Annotated in this window: 9 protein-coding genes; 5 read left to right on the top strand and 4 right to left on the bottom strand. The window is 45.2% G+C overall.

From position 1 onward, the window contains the following. The first annotated feature begins 37 nt into the window (after positions 1-37). The 4 genes from PUT07_RS35380 (at position 38) to PUT07_RS00185 (ending at position 10944) form a co-directional block, all read left to right on the top strand. A complete protein-coding gene (locus tag PUT07_RS35380; RefSeq protein WP_338000730.1) occupies positions 38-3277 on the top strand; it encodes a family 43 glycosylhydrolase in 3240 nt (1079 codons plus the stop codon). Between the two features lie 465 nt (positions 3278-3742). Next, the gene (locus tag PUT07_RS00195; protein WP_274465704.1) at positions 3743-7219 is read left to right on the top strand and encodes a carbohydrate-binding protein; all 3477 of its coding nucleotides are present in this window, start codon (positions 3743-3745) and stop codon (positions 7217-7219) included. 122 nt (positions 7220-7341) lie between these two features. Further along, entirely contained in the window at positions 7342-8661 is a 1320-nt protein-coding gene (locus PUT07_RS00190; RefSeq protein WP_274465703.1) for an Ig-like domain-containing protein, read from the top strand. A 219-nt stretch (positions 8662-8880) separates the two neighbouring features. Then, complete coding sequence (locus PUT07_RS00185; protein WP_274465702.1) at positions 8881-10944, top strand: alpha-glucuronidase family glycosyl hydrolase; 2064 nt, start codon at positions 8881-8883, stop codon at positions 10942-10944. Between the two features lie 66 nt (positions 10945-11010). Here PUT07_RS00185 and PUT07_RS00180 read toward each other — a convergent pair whose 3' ends face one another. The 4 genes from PUT07_RS00180 to PUT07_RS00165 all read right to left on the bottom strand — a co-directional run bounded on the left by PUT07_RS00180 (position 11011) and on the right by PUT07_RS00165 (position 15618). Next, positions 11011-12033: an S-layer homology domain-containing protein gene (locus PUT07_RS00180; RefSeq protein ID WP_274465701.1), complete on the bottom strand. Its 1023-nt coding sequence runs from the start codon at positions 12031-12033 to the stop codon at positions 11011-11013. Between the two features lie 241 nt (positions 12034-12274). Beyond that, on the bottom strand, positions 12275-13240 hold the full coding sequence (locus PUT07_RS00175; protein WP_274465700.1) for a sugar ABC transporter substrate-binding protein: 966 nt from the start codon (positions 13238-13240) through the stop codon (positions 12275-12277). Between the two features lie 24 nt (positions 13241-13264). After that, the gene (locus PUT07_RS00170; RefSeq protein WP_274467409.1) at positions 13265-13660 is read right to left on the bottom strand and encodes a response regulator; all 396 of its coding nucleotides are present in this window, start codon (positions 13658-13660) and stop codon (positions 13265-13267) included. 5 nt (positions 13661-13665) lie between these two features. Beyond that, positions 13666-15618: a cache domain-containing sensor histidine kinase gene (locus PUT07_RS00165; protein ID WP_274465699.1), complete on the bottom strand. Its 1953-nt coding sequence runs from the start codon at positions 15616-15618 to the stop codon at positions 13666-13668. 120 nt (positions 15619-15738) lie between these two features. On the opposite strand from PUT07_RS00165, the gene PUT07_RS00160 reads away from it, so the two are divergent. Further along, positions 15739-16776: an ABC transporter substrate-binding protein gene (locus PUT07_RS00160; RefSeq protein ID WP_274465698.1), complete on the top strand. Its 1038-nt coding sequence runs from the start codon at positions 15739-15741 to the stop codon at positions 16774-16776. The last annotated feature ends 402 nt before the right edge of the window (positions 16777-17178 follow it).

Genomic DNA, 17178 nt, shown 5'->3' with positions numbered 1-17178 from the left:
TTTCAGACTGAACCAGAATGGGAGGAAATTCAAATCCATGTATAAAAAAATGTTTGCATTCTTATTAGTTTTTACATTAGTGGTAAGTTGTTTACCAGGCAGCAATACGGCACAAGCTGCAGAAAGCACTGCGAAAAATCCAATTATCTGGGCCGATGTACCGGATGTTGATGTCATTAGGGTAAACGATACTTATTATATGACCAGCACGACCATGCACGTAAACCCAGGCGTTCCAATTATGAAGTCTAAGGACCTCGTCAATTGGGAAATTGTCAATTATGTATACGATATTCTGGCCGCTAACGACAAGCAAACTCTTTCAAATGGGCAGAACCTATACGGTCAGGGCTCATGGGCAAGCAGCATTAGATACAATAACGGCAAGTTTTATGTAGTGTTTGCTTCCAATGATATTGGTAAGACCTATGTTTTTCAGACTACGGACATAGAAAAAGGTCCGTGGGAAAAGTATGAATTAGCCGGTGGCGTTTATCATGACATGTCCTTGCTGTTCGATGATGACGGACGTGTTTATATGGTTTATGGAAATGGAACGATTAAAATAATTGAGCTTACAGCAGATGCGACAGCAATCAAAGCAGGCGGTATGAATAAAACAATCATTCAAAATGCTAGTGCTCCAGGAGGCTCTGGCGGTCTTGGTGCTGAAGGCACCCACGTATATAAAATTAATGGAAAATATTACATTTTCAATATTTCATGGCCATCAGGGAGTATCCGTACTGAGTTAGTCCACAGAGCGGATACGATTGATGGAGCATATGAAGGGAAAATTGCTTTAAGATCCGGCAGTAATTCTAACAGTGCCGGTGTAGCGCAAGGGGGAGTTGTTCAGTCCCCTGACGGGAAATGGTATGGCGTGTTGTTCCAGGATTACGGGTCCGTGGGCCGTATTCCTTACATTGTGCCTATGACCTGGAGTCAGGACGGATGGCCTGTATTCGGGGATGTCAATGATACGGGGATTCCAGCGGCGCTTTCGAAATCCTGGGTTTCATCGGACAACTTCGATCAGAGAACAGAGAAAGTTAGAGCATATCATACAGAGGTAGCAAGCGGTGAAAACGACGATAATGGTTCGAATCTCTCACTTGTATGGCAATGGAACCATAATCCGGATAATAGGTTCTGGTCTCTAACTGATCGCACAGGGTATCTGAGACTTAAGACTGGTACAACGAGCACGGATATTTTGAATGCAAGAAATTCTCTTACACAGAGAACCTTTGGACCGGAGAGTTCTGGGACAGTTGCGTTAGATGTTAGCAATATGAAAGAGGGGGATTATGCTGGGATTGCGGCATTCCAAAAAAACTATGGATTTGTCGGCGTTAAAATGTCGGGAAATACCAAATCCATCATCATGGTGAATGGCAGTTCTGGATCGGCAGTGGAATTAGCAAGTATCCCTCTTAATCAAAATACGGTCTACCTAAGGACTGAACTGGATTTTAAGAACAGGACGGATAAAGCTTATTTTTATTTCAGTCTTGACGGTCAGCGTTGGGCATCGATAGGAAACACACTCCAAATGTCGTATACAATCCCGCATTTTATGGGCTACCGTTTTGCATTATTTAATTTTGCGACTCAAACAACAGGCGGTTACGTTGACTTTGATTATTTTAAATTAGATGACAAGTTATCAGGCTCAAATTTCGACACGAATTTAAAATCGCTTCAGATGAATGGCGTACAACTGAGCGGATTTAATCCAAGTGTATACAGCTACTCCGTCGATCTGCCAGCAGGCTCAGCACCGCCGCAAATTACGGCCGCTTCCAATGACGCTGATGCAACTGTCACAATTACACAAGCAACGGCTGTACCAGGAAAGGCCACAGTGACTGTAAGCAGGGAGGGTCTGCAATCAGCGGTCTATACCATTAATTTTAATACGCCAGCCTTTGTGGCTATTGAGGCGGAAGCGGCTGCAGAAAACTCAGCTAATGCTTATGTACATGGTGTAGCAAATGGCCATACATGGACGCTAGTTGACGGTCAATCCACGAAAGCCATGTTATTTGGACCGGACGACGGCACCTCTGTTACGCCAGGAACGGATGCGGCGAGTCTTGCTGCAGGTTCCAGTCTTAATTACAAAATCAACATTCCAACGGCAGGAAGTTACAATGTTTGGTTGCTTGCGAAAAGCCATAGCTTCCAAACGGATTCTATCCACGTCGGGCTGGATAATCAGTACAAATTTACATCCAATGGTATTCAGAGCGTGAGTAACAGCCAGTTCAGATGGATGAATCTAAGTAATGGCGGTACAGCTGTAACAGGCGGCACAACGTTAAATATCACTGCCGGTGAGCATGAGTTGAATCTATGGGGAAGAGAATCCGGCTTAATTATTGACCGGATCTATCTAACCACAAGCAATTCAACCACAGATCCTGTGTGGCCGGCGGTCGAGCCGAAAGTACCTACAGCTGCAATAACGGCAGATAACAGCGTAAAGCCTGGAAGCAGTTTTACAGTTGCAGTTAACCTGAACAACCTGACACAAACGGCTTATGCTCAGGACATGACCTTCTCCTATGATCCTAATGTTTTCGATTATGTAAGTGCGGCAGGCTCCAATGAAAACATTGTGATTGCCGGCGAGGACCAAGTGACCGCCGGAACAGTTAGACTCATTGCGGCTAATATCGGAGGGGTCACGGGAGGCAGCACGCCGATTATGAATCTTGCTTTTAAAGTGAAGTCCGGTGTTCATGATACGTCTGGAACGATTGCTGTTACTCAAGCCAAGCTGGCTGGCCCGGATGGAACGGTTGTTCAAGCAGCTATAAGCAGTAAGAGCATTTCAATTGGCAGTGTTGAAGTTGTCGTAGATAAAACCGCCTTGACAGCTGCGATTTCGAATGCACAAAGTCTGTTTGACACGGCTGTGGTTGGAACACAACCCGGTCAATATCCGCAGTCGGCTAAAGATGCGTTAGGGGCTGCCATCCAAGCGGCCAAAGCTGTAAATGACAATGCAAGTGCAGCACAGTCTCAGGTCGACAGTGCCGCAGCGGCACTGGGCAGTGCAGTGGATATCTTCAAGGCTGCGGTAATCAAGTCTGCGGACATGAATAATGACGGAAGCATCAATGTGGGAGATCTGGCGATGGTTGCTTACCATTATGGCAAGGATTCCACAAGCGCGGATTGGGCAATTGCTAAAGCTGCTGATCTGAACGGGGATAATAAGATCGACATTCTGGATCTTGCGTTGGTTGCATCTAAAATACTTGAATAGGTCATAACGCTAACAAAAACTGAATGCTAGTAAGCTCTATCCTTAACATGTGATCTCATCGTGGGATAGAGCTTACTATGTAGAAAAAACGCCCGAAAAAAATAATCAATTAGCTCGCCTGATTCGCCTAAGTTTAGTCGTTTTTGACATTCGCTTCGCGCAAAATCCCACCTAAAATTTCAACTTTTTAAAAAAGAAATTACATCGTGATTTCCAAATAGCAAAGTTATAATTAAAGCAGTCAGAAGGACAATGGCAGTCATAAGCAATGTTCGAGTATCTGGAATAAGAAAGGGCTAGGAACTAGGAAACTTATTCTGTGTCAGTGTTAATGAAAGCGCTTTATTTTCCATGGCGTAGATGGAGTGAAAGGAGGTGTCCAGGCAAAAACGAGTTATAGATTGCAAGTAGAAATGTGATGGCTAACGCAACAAAAATCATTTTCATGACGGTGGAGGTTGTTCTATGAAAAAGTGGAAGAAAGTGCTTGGGGTGACAATGGCTCTAACGGTTGCGCTCACATCAAGCCCGGTAATTACAGAGAGAGTCGAGGCTGCGACAACGACGGTCACGCCAGCGATCGGCAAAACTCCTGGCAACGCAAATCCGCTATTTACGCAGAAGTTCGGTGCTGATCCGTATGCCATGGAATATAACGGCAGAGTTTATGTTTACATGACCAATGATGTATTTGAATACAATGCAGACGGGACTATTAAGGATAACGGATATGGCAAAATTAATAAGATTACGGTTGTTTCATCTGACGATATGATCAACTGGACAGACCACGGCGAAATACCTGTAGCTGGCCCGCAAGGTGCGGCCAAATGGGCCAATAATTCCTGGGCACCGGCAGCTGCACATAAAACGATTGATGGCAAAGAGAAATTCTTCCTTTACTTTGCTGATAGCGCGAACGGAATAGGTGTGCTCACAGCGGATAGTCCCATCGGCCCCTTTACAGATCCAATTGGAAAGGCTTTGGTGAATAGAAACACACCAGGGGCTAGTGATGTTACTTGGCTGTTTGATCCAGCGGTATTGGTTGACGATGATGGAAGTGGATATATCTATTTTGGCGGCGGCGTACCGACGGGTAAGGAAGCTGACCCGGGGACAGCGCGTGTGGCTAAGCTCGGAGCGGATATGATCAGTTTGGATCTGAGCGCGAGCGGTGGAACACTGGGCCGCATCAATCCGCCTTGGTTGTTTGAGGACTCAGGCATTCATAAATATAATGGAAAATACTATTACTCTTATTGTACGAATTTCTCAAGCGGACATCCGGCGGATATTCCAACTGGAACGATTGCTTATATGGTAAGTGATAATCCAATGGGCCCATTCACGTATGTGAAAACCATACTGCCTAATCCGGCAACCTTCTTCGGTGTTGGAGGCAACAACCATCATGCCGTCTTTGAATTTAAAGATCAATGGTATATCGTCTACCATGCCCAGACCCTCGCTAAGGCATTGGCTGAAAGCGGGACTGTACCTCAAATGGGGGGACAACCGCATGGATACCGTAATGCACACATTAATAAGGTCAATATTGATGCAAACGGAGTCATTGAAAATATTACTGGGGATTATAAAGGTGTCCCGCAGTTGAAAAACTTCAATCCATATACCAGAGTTGAGGCTGAAACCATCGGTTGGAACGGGGGCATTGCCACAGAAGCCACTACTGAGCCCGGAGGAATGGTAAGCAGCATAAACCTGGCTGTTACCAATATTAATGATGGAGACTGGACAGCCATTTCCAAAGTCGACTTTGGTGCCACAGGAGCAGGAGTATTTAAGGCTAATGTTGCAAGCGGGTCGGCCGGCGGCACGATAGAACTCCGTCTTGATAGTGCGGACGGCGCCTTGATTGGGACACTTCCGATTTCCAACACAGGCGGAGACAACGTATGGAAAACAAAAGCAACAAATGTTTCAGGTGCGGCAGGTGTTCATGATGTTTATATGGTATACAGAGGAACATCTGCAGGCAATCTGTTCAAGGTTGACTCCTGGCAGTTCGAACCAAAGAGTGCTGTTCATGAATTAGCTGCCATTAATGCCTCCATCAATAAACAAAAGATCGACACTGTTTCCGGAACGAACCAAGCAACTATGAAGGTTACTGCCGTATACTCCGATGGGACTAGTGAAGATGTTACTGCTCAAGCAACTGCAACATCATCGCCTAGCAGCATCGTAAGTGTCAGTGAAGGAGTAGTCACCGGCATTGGCTATGGTACGGCAACCATTAACGTAACCTATGGCGGTAAAACAGATACACTCAATTTACTGGTTAAGGACTTGAACAGTGAGTTGACGGTAAAGAATATTACGGTTGATAATGCTTCTTTCGCACTGGATGCGGGCAAATCCGCCACATTTAAAGTAACAGCAGAGTATATGGATGGACATACGGAAGATGTAACGAAATTAGCCACTTATACGAATTCGAGTCCTGCCGTAGCAGATGTTGCAAACGGTACAATTACTGCCAAAGCCAGTGGAACAACCAATGTTACTGTAAGTTATAAAGGGACATTAGGCGATGCAGCAACAACGCAAATGAATGTAAGTGTCAATACGCCTGCCGTAGTGGCCATTGAAGCAGAAGCTGCAGCAGAAAACTCAGTTAATGCTTACGTATATGGCACCATAAATGGACACACTTGGTCGCTGGTTGACGGACAGTCAACGAAAGCTATGTTATTTGGCCCTGATAACGGTTTTGCCATGTCAGGTACGGATGCAGCTACACTGGCATCGGGATCAAGTCTGAACTATAAAGTCAACTTCCCGGCTACCGGTTCTTACAACGTATGGTTACTTGCGAAGAGTATTGATTATAATTCAGACTCTATCCACGTCGGATTGGATAATCAATATAAATTTACCGCCAATGGTATGCAAGGCGTGAGTAACAGCCAATTTAAATGGATTAATGTTAGCGGTACAAGCGCAGGGGTAACCGGTGGAGCTGCTTTGAATGTTACTGCCGGCATGCATGAATTGAAACTGTGGGGGAGGGAAGATGGGCTTATTATAGACCGAATCTTGTTAACCACAAGCAGCGCAACGACTGATCCAGTCTGGCCAGAACAGAAAGGACCAACAGCTGCAATTTCGGCCGAGAGCAGTGTGAAGCCCGGCAGCAGCTTCACAGTGGCGGTGAATTTAGACAACTTGGCACAAAGTGTTTATGCTCAGGATATTACCTTGTCTTATGATGCCAACGTATTTGACTATGTCAGCGTGGCAGGTGCAAACGACAATATCCAGATCGTGAAAGAGGATAAGTCGACCCCTGGCAAAGTTAGACTTATTGCCGCTAATATCGGCGGGGTTACTGGAGCCAGCACACCGGTTCTCAATCTGACCTTCAAGGTTAAGGCCGGTGTTCAGGATACGACGGGAGCGATTGCAGCAACGCAGGCCAAATTCGGCGTAGGTCCGGAGGGAACCGTGGTGCAGGGAGCTCTCGGCAGTAAGAGCATTGCAGTAGGCAGCGTGGAAGTCGTTGTAGATAAGTCCGCCTTGATAGCTGCGATTTCGAATGCACAAAGTCTGTTTGACGCAGCAGTGGTTGGAATGCAACCTGGTCAATATCCGCAGGCAGCCAAAGATGCTTTAGGCGCTGCCATCCAAGCAGCCAAAGCTGTAAACAACAATGCGAATGCGACACAAGCCCAGGTTGACAGTGCCGCAGCAGCACTGGGCAGCGCAGTGGATATCTTCAAGGCTGCGGTAATTAAATCTGCAGACATGAATAATGACGGAAGCATCAACGTGGGAGATCTGGCGATGGTTGCCTACCATTATGGCAAGGATTCCACAAGCGCGGATTGGGAGACTGCTAAAGCTGCTGATCTCAATGGGGATAATAAGATCGACATTCTGGATCTTGCGATTGTTGCAGTTAAGATACTCGAGTAACTGATTGAATATTTAGTTGAACTGCGAGTTTATGCCCTCTCTCGATAAGTTAATTTCTAGCGAGATAGGGCATAACTCTAATATCTTTAGAGATCACCTTTTCTTAAAAAGGAGTTCGGCAGATGAGAAAAGTAAAAAAAATTGTCTCCTTACTTATGTCTGCGGCTATATCGGCGAGCATTTTTATCGGCGTGCCACCTTCCGTTAAAGCTGCAACCGATGCAAACCTAAATCTAGGGCATAAGATTGACGGGGTAAGCAGTGCTATAGTATTGGATTCTTCAGGCAATACAATCAAGACTCTAAATACGGAAGAGGTTGTACCCGTAACAGATGTAACAGTTGCGTTAAGCATGATCAAGGGGTCCACCGCAACACTGCTTGCAACAATATCTCCCGGGAATGCTGCAAACAAGACAGTTACCTTTTCATCAAGTCATACAGAAGTAACAACAGTTACTGAAGCATTTTACAATCCTTCTACAGGTGCTACTAGCGTAAAGGTAAACGCAGTAGCAGAAGGAAATGCAGTCATTACTGCAGCCACAGCAGATGGCAGTAAAACCGCATTGTTTCATATTACGGTGGTTTCATCCACCCAACCATTAGTACCTACCGCTGTACTTTCGGCAGACAACAGCGTTAAACCTGGAAGCAGTTTTACAGTAGGCGTTAGTTTGGCGAATGTGACACAACAAGTTTTTGCTGAGGACATCATCTTAACTTATGATGCCAATGTTTTTGAGTATATAAGCGCTTCTGGTGCAAATGCTGACATTCAAATTGTTACAGAGGATAAAAGTACCGCTGGCAAAGTTAGACTTATCGCAGCTAACATCGGAGGAATATCGGGGGCTGGTACGCCTGTTCTGAATACAATTTTTAAAGTAAAAGACGGCGTTCTAAATGCTAGCGGGACAATTGCAGTTACACAGGCAAAGCTTGGGGTAGCTCCTCAGGGAACTGTAATTGAAGCGGCCCATGGCAGTAAGAACATTTCAATCAGCAATTCAGAAGTGGTTGTAGATAAGGCAGCATTGATTGCAGCCGTTACCAACGCTCAAAATTTATATGAAACGGCAGTGGTTGGTTCACAACCTGGACAATATCGGCAAGCAGCTAAAGATGCATTCGGCGCAGCCATCAGCGCAGCAAAGGCGGTAAAAGACAACGGAAATGCCACTCAGATTCAAGTAGACACTGCGGTTGAAGCGTTAGGTAGTGCTGAAGCTATTTTCAAAGCAGCGGTCATTAAAGTCGTATCAGCAGATCTGAACAAGAATGGAAGCCTCGATGTAGGTGACCTTGCGATTGCTGCTTACCATTACGGTAAGAATTCAACTAGCGCAGACTGGGCGACTGCCAACATGGCCGATATGAATGGAGATGATATAATCGATATTGTTGATATTGCGTATATTGCGTCCAAGATTCTCGAATAGCTGAACGAAGAAGCCGCTCCCTGGGAGCGGCTTCTTTGTTTCAAGTGATCCGTTCAGATTCATATACAACCGTAGAAATGATAAGTATCTTTAAAAATTACAAATCATCTTGGGTTCTTCCATGGTGTAGTCATACGCGATTTCATATAATCGAAATCAACGGAATGAATCTTAAGTAAGCATGGATATGGCTAAACAACGACTAGGAGGATTATTCGAATGAGCAGCAACGGATATGCTTGTTGGCTGGATTACGAGCTTACGTCAAGGGCAGCGAAAGAAGCTGCCAGGGAGTGGGCAAGGGAAGTCATTATAGACGAATCGCCTCAACAAGGGCCACTACAAACAGCTGTAAATGAGTTAGTAATAGGTCTTGAAGCGATGCTTGGACAGCGTCCGGCTATCGTAAAGGATTCTGGGCAGCATCGACAAATTGTACTGGGCACATCACGTTCCCCGCTGGTGGCGCAAATGTTGAGTGAGAACGAATTGGGGGGAGTCGGCCCGGAAGGTTACCGGATCAAAACCGTTCATACAACGAATCGGGAAGCGATCTTGCTGGCTGGCGGTTCGAGTAAAGGCTGCTTATATGGCGTGTTCCATTTGCTGCGGCTGTTGTCAACCGGGGCAGCTCTTGATTGCCTTGATATTAAGGAACAACCGAAATATCAACTGCGTATGATCAATCACTGGGACAATATGGACGGCTCCATTGAGCGTGGCTATGCCGGGCGCTCCTTTCTGTTCCTGAACAATGAGGTTTTGGCTGGTTCACAACGAATACGGGACTATGCTCGCTTAATGGCCAGCATCGGTATCAACGGTATTGCTATCAATAATGTCAACGTTCATAAGCACGAAACACTGCTGGTGACGGAGACATATTTACCTCATGTCGCAGTTGTGGCCGATGTATTTCGCGAGTATGGCATTCGACTGTTCCTCAGTGTGAATTATGCCAGCCCGCTTGAACTGGGAGAGACTACGACTGCAGATCCGCTTGATTCGAGTGTAGCGGCATGGTGGAAGACGACAGCTGAGAACGTATATCGCTATATCCCGGATTTCGGAGGGTTTGTTGTAAAGGCTGATTCGGAGAACAGACCGGGTCCGTTTACTTATGGGCGAGATCATGCAGATGGAGCCAATATGCTGGCGGAAGCGCTAAAGCCATATGGCGGACTAGTGATGTGGAGATGCTTCGTCTATAATTGTCACCAAGATTGGCGAGACCGTTCGACTGACAGAGCCCGTGCCGCCTATGATCACTTTAAGCCGCTGGACGGCCGATTTATGGATAATGTCGTGCTGCAGATTAAGAACGGGCCTATGGATTTCCAAGTGCGTGAGCCCGTATCGCCGTTGTTCGGTGCCATGGAGCGGACGAATCAAATCATGGAGTTTCAAATTACGCAAGAATACACCGGTCATCAGATTGATGTGTGCTACTTAATTCCACAATGGAAAGAGATACTTGAATTTGATACCTACATGAAGGGGCAAGGCAGTACGATCAAGGAAATCGCGGCTGGCACTGTACATCCATATGTCCATTGCGGTATTACAGCCGTAACCAATGTGGGAGATGACGCGAATTGGACGGGGCATCATTTGGCACAGGCGAATTTATACGGATACGGTAGACTGATTTGGAATCCCGAGCTTACGGCGGAGGAAATCGCCAAGGAATGGGTACTCCTAACGTTCGGCGATCATCCCGATGTTGAAAACACAATAACGGATATCTTGATGTCATCATGGCAGACCTATGAGAACTATACCGCCCCGCTCGGAGTAGGATGGATGGTGCGCCCGCATCTTCATTACGGCGTTGACGTGGATGGTTACGAGTACTCCAAGTGGGGGACATACCATTTTGCCGATCATGCAGGAATAGGCGTGGACCGGACGACTGGAACCGGAACTGGCTATACGGGACAATATGGTAAGGCGAACGCTGAGCTATATGAAGGACTTAACAGATGCCCGGATAAGCTGCTTCTATTTTTTCACCATGTGCCATATACGCATCGGCTTCAGACCGGCAAAACCGTCATTCAGCATATTTACGATACACACTTCGCTGGCGTGGAGCAAGTGGAGCAGTGGATTGCACGCTGGCAGGACCTTGAAGGTAAGATGGACGCGGAGCGCTTCGGTCATGTCGCACGGCGACTTGATTTGCAGCTGGACAATGCCAAACAATGGCGAGACGTCATTAACACGTACTTTTACCGGAAATCTGGTATTTACGATCAAGGTCAGCGAGTCATCTACGTGTAAAAGAGGACTATAAATAGAAATAAAAAACTTCCCTTCCCACGGCAATATGCGGGAAGGGAAGTTTTTTTATTTCAGCTCTGCTAGAAGCCTTTTCAACACGACAACGGATTCAGCTCGACTGGCATGCTCTTGCGGAGCAAATTCTTGTTCGGTTCTTCCGTTCATTAGGCCGGATTCGACGGCGAGTGCGACTGCTTTTTTGGCCCAATCGTTGATGGCAGTCTCGTCGCTGAATTTGACGGATTCTTTGACAGTCATATCATCCATATTCATCCCTGTTGCATGGGCTTTAGCTCTCAATAGCATTGCTGTCATTTCCTCGCGGGTAATATTTTGTTCCGGCGCGAACGTGTCATCCGCTATGCCGTTGATAAGTCCTGCCGCATAAGCCTTTTTTACGCTGCCCTCAAACCAGTCTCCTGAGGATACATCGGCAAAAGGATTTTCCCCAGTGTCATCCTTCAAATCTAATGCCTTGGAGAGCAACGTTGCAAATTGAGCTCGCGTTACATTCATATCAGGCGCAAAACGATCGTCGTCCATACCTTCTACGACTTTTTTATCTACCATCTGCATAATATCGGATTTGGCCCAGTGGTTTGCAAGGTCGCTGAATATTTTAATAAAATTAGTGGATGCGTTTGGTGTAAAAGTCTTGCTGTCCAACTTTGAATCGACGATTTTAATGTTCGTCCAGTTAATGGTTGTCGTTCCTGCTTTTTTTGCCCTGAAAGTGACAGTACCGATGTCTACGTTGCCCTTCTCGCCATCTACTTTACCAACCTTTGTATGAGCAAAAGTAATTTCATTGTTTTTCACTATAGGTGGAACGGAGAATCCGTTAATGGCAGTGGTTGCTTTAACAATTTCGACCTTGTTGGCATCGATGCCAAGTTTTACTTCATATGCGAATAAATCCTGGATATTTTGCCCTTTCAAAGTAACTGTAAACTCTCCGTTGTCTGCTTCGGTAACGGGGGCCGTTATCTCGAATTTGACGTCGTCCGCTGCTCCTGCAGGCGCTGCTGCAGCTAAAGTTAAACATAGATTGCAAAATAGAGTTGTCAGAATGAGTTTACGTTTAAGCATGTCTACCATCCTCTCCTATAGGACAAGGGGAGCGAGTTTCTCCCACTCGTAGCACGGAAATGTACCATAAATTTTTAAAAATATTAGTTACAGCAACGTAAGCGTTTTCCTGAATTACTTCTATTATAAACCTGTGTCATAACTAGAATCGATGAAGTTTTGCGCTTCAAAAATTATAAATTTTTATTTCCCGTTTTTAGCGATGATAAAATAACAAACCTTTCAAATAAATTATTCAACATTATTCCAGCATTTGCTTGGTCATCTCCTGAACTCCGGTGTCGATATAGGCAGAGGCGCTTTCCCCGCGAACAGTGCTTAGCAATTGTCCAATGATGTAGTCTCCCCACAACTGTTCATTTTGTGAAATAACCGAGGTGATTTGCCCGTTAATGAGCGCCTCCTTCACTTTCGGCATCATACCGAAGGAGATTGCATTTCGTTTCAAACCCTTGGCCTTCCACAAGAGGATCGAGGCTGGACTGGACATAATATCAAGGGTAATGAGCGTATCAAAGTGGGGATGGTCGTCGATCATACGTTCCATATCTTTTAAAGCTTTATCCGAAGAGCCTTCGTTATAGCCGACTTCCAGCACCTGAATCTCCGTATTCCGGGACAAATAGTTGAGCAGGCCGGATAGTCGTTCCTTCTGAATAGAGTTATGAACCATGCCAGATTCGACAAGCACCATCCCTTTGCCTTTCATTAGCTTGTTCACTACCTCGCCCATTCGCATCCCACCTTTATAATGATCAAGCCCGATGTAGGAAGAGCGTCGGCTTAATGGGGCGTCAGTTTCGAAACATATGACCGGTATTCCGGCATCCACCGCTTTGTTAATTACGGAGATCAGGGAGTCTGGATCGATTGGATCAATGGCAATTCCGTCGACCCTTTGCTTAATCATCGTTTCCATCATGCGAATCTGCTGCTCGGTACTCATTTCTTCCGGCGCTTTCACCACCAGTTGAACTGAATTAGCGGCAGCCGTCTTTTCGGCATTTTGGGTAATGATTTCGTAAAAAGAATGGGCGATTGGATAAATGATACCAAACGTATAGGTTGGGTTATGCGCTGTTTTTGGAGCAGGCGTAGACAGCGTTTCGGAAGAAATCAGGGGAGTACTGGATTTTCGGCAGCCGACATTTGTGATTAGTGAACAGATAATGAAGAATAACAAAAGCGATCTAGGAGTTACTGACACAGAGCTTATGCTCCTTTCTTTTCATCAAGTTAGCGTCCCTTTTTCACGGCACTCAGCGTCAATCTTGTCGCTTACCTGCCGAAGTACTTGGTACAGATCTGCTGAACTAAACGGTTTCGTACAATACGCTTCCACGCCTATTTGTAAAGCAGATTTGATATATTCGTGCTCTCCGTGGCCGCTTAGAATGATAATTTTGATATTCGGCATGTTCTTCTTGACGTATGAACTTAATTCAAGTCCGTCCATGAACGGCATCTTAATATCCGTAATCAAAATGTCAGGTTTATATTGCTCGATCAGCGGCAGTGCGGCTTCACCGTCGGGAGCATCCCCGGAGTATATAAGCCCAGCTTCTTCCCAATGAATCGTATCTCGAATCGTCTCGCGGATTAAAATTTCATCGTCAACTAGCAACACCTTTTTCAATATCCGTTGCCTCCTGTTTTGGGGATTCTAATGGAAACCTTTGTTCCTTCATTTTGAATGCTGTCTATACTTACTCCGTACTTGTCTCCGTAATATAGCTTAATTCTTTGCTGCACGTTATGCAGACCGAACCCGCCTGATACTTCATTCCCCGTTTGCTCCGGCAGCTGCTTATTGGTTAAATATTGACGTATTTGTTCAAGCTTCTCCGGTGACATTCCAATACCGTCATCTTCGACGACAAGCACTATTTCTTCATTGTCCTCGATGTGGCCATAGATTCGGATCAAGCCTTTTCGGCGCTTGTTTTTTAAGCCATGATAAAGCGCATTCTCTACAATCGGCTGCAGCGTCATTTTGAGGATTGGATAAGGGTTTAACTTCTCGTCTATAAGAATCTCATAATCCAGAATATCTCGATAACGCATCTGTTGAATAACTAGATAGCTTTGTACATGCTCGATTTCTTTATGAATGATAATCCAATCCCGGCCTTTGCTGAGTGAAATGCGAAACAACTTGGAAAGAGATTGTACAAGCTGAATGACTTGAGCATTCTTCCCAGCCTCGGCCATCCACACGATGGAATCCAATGTGTTGTACAGAAAGTGAGGATTAATTTGCGCCTGTAAGGCCCGCAGTTCCGCTTTTTTAATTTCTTCCTGTTCTTTAATACTCTGTTCAAGCAACTCTCGAATTTTACTGAGCATAGAGTTAAAGCTGTTGCCTAGAAGCGCAATTTCGTCATTACCTTTTGGTGTGACCTTAGCTTCCAAATAGCCTGAAGCCGCGAGCTGCATTTTACTTTTTAATAGATGAAGAGGGTGCGTTAATCGATAGGAGATGAAAAAATGAAGCGAGACGGCAAAGATAAAACTAAGCACAACAGTAATAATGATCAGTTGGCGAATGGAGTTTGCTTCTTCAACAATTTCCTGAAGCGGGACATAACCAATAATTTTCCACCCAGTTGCATTTGAAGGAGCTGCATATACAAACTTAGGCTTACCTTCCGCGGAGTCCACATAATTTGAATCCGAACCGGTCATTATGCGTGATAAATCCGAAGACGACGGGAGCTTGGTCGGGTTCTTGAGGGATGATGGCGTAAAAATCGGTTTACCTGATGAATCCACGACAAAATAAAATCCTGTTTCACCAATCATAACGTTATCGCAAAATTGTTTGACAATCTTATCATCCACATCAATGATGATGAATCCAATGACTTCATGAGTGATTTGCTGTTTGATCGCAGCCATAATGGAAATGACGTTCGTGGTGTTGTATTGAAAACCGTCAATACGGTCGAGCGCGGATGCTTCGGATGGAGGAATAATAAGCACCTCATCCGGGTTATTCGTCAGATGTGTCAGGTGCGGATTGCGCAAAGGGTTTTTCTCCAGTTGGAATAGGCCCCTACGCTCACTGATGCCTCTGCCGTATAAGTTAATCATAGTAATATTGAGAACGCTGTCATATTGGTATGTCTGCCGGTAAGAATCCATGGTTCGTAAGATTTGTTTGGCATCTTCATAAGTATCTTCCTGGGAGAACATAAAATGAAGCACCTGCGAGTTTTTACTGATCTCAAGCAGACTCCGCGTAGCGATGAATTGTGTATCAAGGTCCCTAGCCAATTGGCCTGCGGAAAGCATAGCGGCTGCTTTACTGTTGTCGAATACGGTTTTGAAAGACTTCTGATAGGAGATAAGTCCAACTGCAATAAGAGGAATGCAAGTTAGTATGATAAACATTGTAAGCAGCTTAATTTGCAAGCTGGAAGAAATCCATCGTATCAATCTCATGAATGATGCAACCTTTCTACCGCTCAGGTCATAGTTCTCCATTTTACTATAGCAAATTGTTACCAAGGCGGATATGGTGCTTATCAAATTCAAAGTAAATAACAATTTTTTCTCAAAAAAACAAACTTTTTGCTGAGACATCTTAGTGAACCCCAAAAATTTATAAGAAATGAACTTGAAACTCCGTATAAAGCGATGATGGAAGCGTTTTATAATGAGGGCACACCGACCAAGAGGTGAATGAAGGGGAGGAAATAAATCATGAAAATGACGAAAAAAATGGGAGTCCTCATCGCAGCTTCCTGCATGATGTTATTCACGGCGGCTTGCAGCAATAGCGCCGGTACGGGTTCCAGCGGCACAACTGCAGCTCCTGCAGGTAATACAGCGACAACTGCTCCGGCGACTCCGGCGGCAGCAAAAAAAATTACGCTAGGCTTCGCACAAGTGGGAGCGGAAAGCGGTTGGCGTACGGCAAATACCAAGTCAATTCAAGATTCGGCGAAGGATGCGGGCTTTGACCTTAAATTCTCCGACGCTCAGCAAAAGCAAGAAAACCAAATTAAAGCCATCCGAACGTATATCCAGCAGAAAGTGGACGTCATCGCGTTCTCTCCGGTCGTTGAATCCGGTTGGGACACGGTATTGAAGGAAGCGAAAGACGCCAAAATTCCGGTCATTCTTACAGACCGTGCTGTTGATTCCAAAGATACTTCGCTATATGCGACATTTATAGGTTCGGACTTCGTAGAGGAAGGCAAAAAGGCGGGGAAATGGTTGGCTGATAAATACAAAGATGCGAAGGAAGACGTGAATATCGTTGAGCTTCAAGGGACAACAGGGTCTGCTCCGGCAAACGACCGAAAAGCCGGTTTCGCTGAAGAGATTAAGAGCAACTCGCACCTCAAGGTCATTGCTTCCCAAACTGGCGACTTTACTCGTGCCAAAGGGAAAGAAGTTATGCAGGCGTTCCTGAAAGCACATAAAGATATTGATGTGCTGTATGCACACAACGATGATATGGCGCTTGGCGCGATTCAAGCAATTGAGGCGGCTGGTCTCAAACCAGGCCAAGATATTACAATTATTTCTGTTGATGCGGTGAAGGACGGCATGACAGCAGCGGCTGAAGGTAAAATCAACTTCATCGTTGAATGTAATCCATTGCTCGGACCGCAATTGATGCAGGCTGTGAATGATGTTGTGGCCGGTAAACAAATCGAGAAGCGCATTGTTACCAAAGAAGGCGTGTTTACTTCAGAAGATGCGAAGAAGGCTCTTCCCGAGCGACAATACTAACAAGCAGTAGTGAGTTAAAGCCGCTCCATTACATATATTGGTGGAGTGGTTTTCTCTATTTACAGGAGAGGAGCTGTCGCATGAGACTACGAAAGAAATGATTACATTCCTTCCAGGGGGCTCTCATGCTCAAGTTGTAACCGCCTACGAAAAAAATACAAATGATCTATTATCCATCCATGGAGTTAATAATAAGGTTTGTTTATCATAGTATCAATAGTTAATCTTGAAAACGTTTCCATTTCCTACGGGCCAATATGAGAGGGAGGTGTTTAATTGACCGTCAAGCCATGTAATTCCTAATTTTCCAACAAACACAACTATCAGTGAAACTGTGAAAAATTTCGAAATCTAACAATTGGGCGACTTTAAAACGAGACTGTAGAGGTTGCCTAAGAAAAG

The sequence above is a fragment of the Paenibacillus sp. MAHUQ-63 genome, assembly GCF_028765165.1.
In the GTDB taxonomy this organism is placed as follows: domain Bacteria; phylum Bacillota; class Bacilli; order Paenibacillales; family NBRC-103111; genus Paenibacillus_E.
This window is presented reverse-complemented; position numbering and strand designations above follow the sequence as displayed.

Excerpts from the sequence above, each read along its gene's own strand:
- PUT07_RS35380 (WP_338000730.1), top strand. The coding sequence starts at position 38 with ATGTATAAAAAAATGTTTGCATTCTTATTAGTTTTTACATTAGTGGTA.
- PUT07_RS00195 (WP_274465704.1), top strand. The coding sequence starts at position 3,743 with ATGAAAAAGTGGAAGAAAGTGCTTGGGGTGACAATGGCTCTAACGGTT.
- PUT07_RS00190 (WP_274465703.1), top strand. The coding sequence starts at position 7,342 with ATGAGAAAAGTAAAAAAAATTGTCTCCTTACTTATGTCTGCGGCTATA.
- PUT07_RS00185 (WP_274465702.1), top strand. The coding sequence starts at position 8,881 with ATGAGCAGCAACGGATATGCTTGTTGGCTGGATTACGAGCTTACGTCA.
- PUT07_RS00180 (WP_274465701.1), bottom strand. The coding sequence starts at position 12,033 with ATGCTTAAACGTAAACTCATTCTGACAACTCTATTTTGCAATCTATGT.
- PUT07_RS00165 (WP_274465699.1), bottom strand. The coding sequence starts at position 15,618 with ATGTCTCAGCAAAAAGTTTGTTTTTTTGAGAAAAAATTGTTATTTACT.
- PUT07_RS00160 (WP_274465698.1), top strand. The coding sequence starts at position 15,739 with ATGAAAATGACGAAAAAAATGGGAGTCCTCATCGCAGCTTCCTGCATG.